Genomic DNA, 1,437 nt, shown 5'->3' on the forward strand with positions numbered 1-1,437 from the left:
GTCCTCCGACCAGATGGCGGCCCTGGCCAGTGATGCCGTCGGCTCGCTGACGACGGCGCAGATCGCGGCGCTCGGCACGCTGCAGATCCAGGGCCTGAGCACGGCCGACATGGTCGCCCTGACCTCTGGCCAGATCGCCGCGATCAACTCGACGCAGTCCGCCAGCCTGTCCACSGCCCAGATYGCSGCCATCGAGACSGCCGACATCAAGKCSCTGTCSACSGCTGCSCTGCGCAAYYTSTCSACCGAYCARCTSGACGCCCTSACCAGCGACCAGYTGCGCGCSCTGTCCTCGGCCCAGCTCAATGCSYTGAGCACCAGCCCGCAGTTCGCCAACCTGGGTACCGCCGAYYTGAACGCGCTGACCACCGGYCAGATCGCCACCCTGTCCACGGCCCAGGTCCAGGCGCTGACCAGCRYCCAGCTCGCCAACCTGRCSACSGACAGCCTCAACGCGATGGGATCGGCACAGTTCGCGGCCCTGTCGTCCAGCCAGTTCGGCGCGCTGACCACCAGCCAGCTCGGCAAGCTCGAAACCGCCGACCTGCGCGSCGTGACGACSGCSGCCCTCAATGCGCTGAGCTCCGACCAGATCGGCGCGCTGGCCAGTGATGCCGTCGGCACGCTGACCACGGCGCAGGTCGGGTCGCTGGGCACCGCCCAGATCAAGGGCCTCAGCACGGCTGACATGGTCGCSCTSACCTCGRCCCAGGTCGCKGCCTTGAACTCYGCCCAGGCCGGCWCSCTGTCCACCGCCCAGKTSGCSGCCATCGAGACGGCCGACATCAAGTCGCTGTCCACSGSMGCCCTGCGCAACCTGTCSTCCGACCAGCTCGACGCCTTCACCAGCGACCAGCTGCGYGCMCTGAGCAGCRSSCAGRTCAACARCCTGACSACGGCSCAGRTCAACACCCTGGGCACSGCYGACCTGAACAGCCTGASCAGCGGCCAGTTCGCSAACYTGTCCWCGGCCCARGTCCAGGCSCTGACCAACGCCCAGCTCGCCAACCTGGCGACCGACAACCTCAACGCMYTGGGCASCGCGCAGTTCGCTGCGCTGGGTTCCAGCCAGTTCGGCGCGCTGACCACCAGCCAGCTGGGCAAGCTGGAGACGGCCGACCTGCGCGCGGTGTCCACCGCCGCGCTGAACGCGCTGAGCTCCGACCAGGTCGCGGCACTGGCCAGTGACGCCGTCGGCTCGCTGACCGCGGCACAGGTGGGTGCACTGGGCACGACCCAGATCCAGGGCCTGAGCACGGCCGACATGGTGGCCCTGACGTCGACGCAGATCGCCGCGATCAGCTCGACGCAAGCCGACGTGTTGTCCACSGCCCAGGTCGCCGCCATCGAGACGGCCGACATCAAGTCGCTGTCCACGGCAGCCCTGCGCAACCTGTCGTCCGACCAGCTCGACGCCTTCACCAGCGACCAGCTGCG

At 69.1% G+C, this 1,437-nt stretch carries 1 pseudogene; it reads left to right on the forward strand.

The window, feature by feature from the left end:
- A pseudogene (locus AC1DU6_RS31075) lies at positions 1-1,437 on the forward strand (heme utilization protein); the annotation flags it as partial.

Source organism: Roseateles sp. P5_B10 (genome assembly GCF_056400485.1).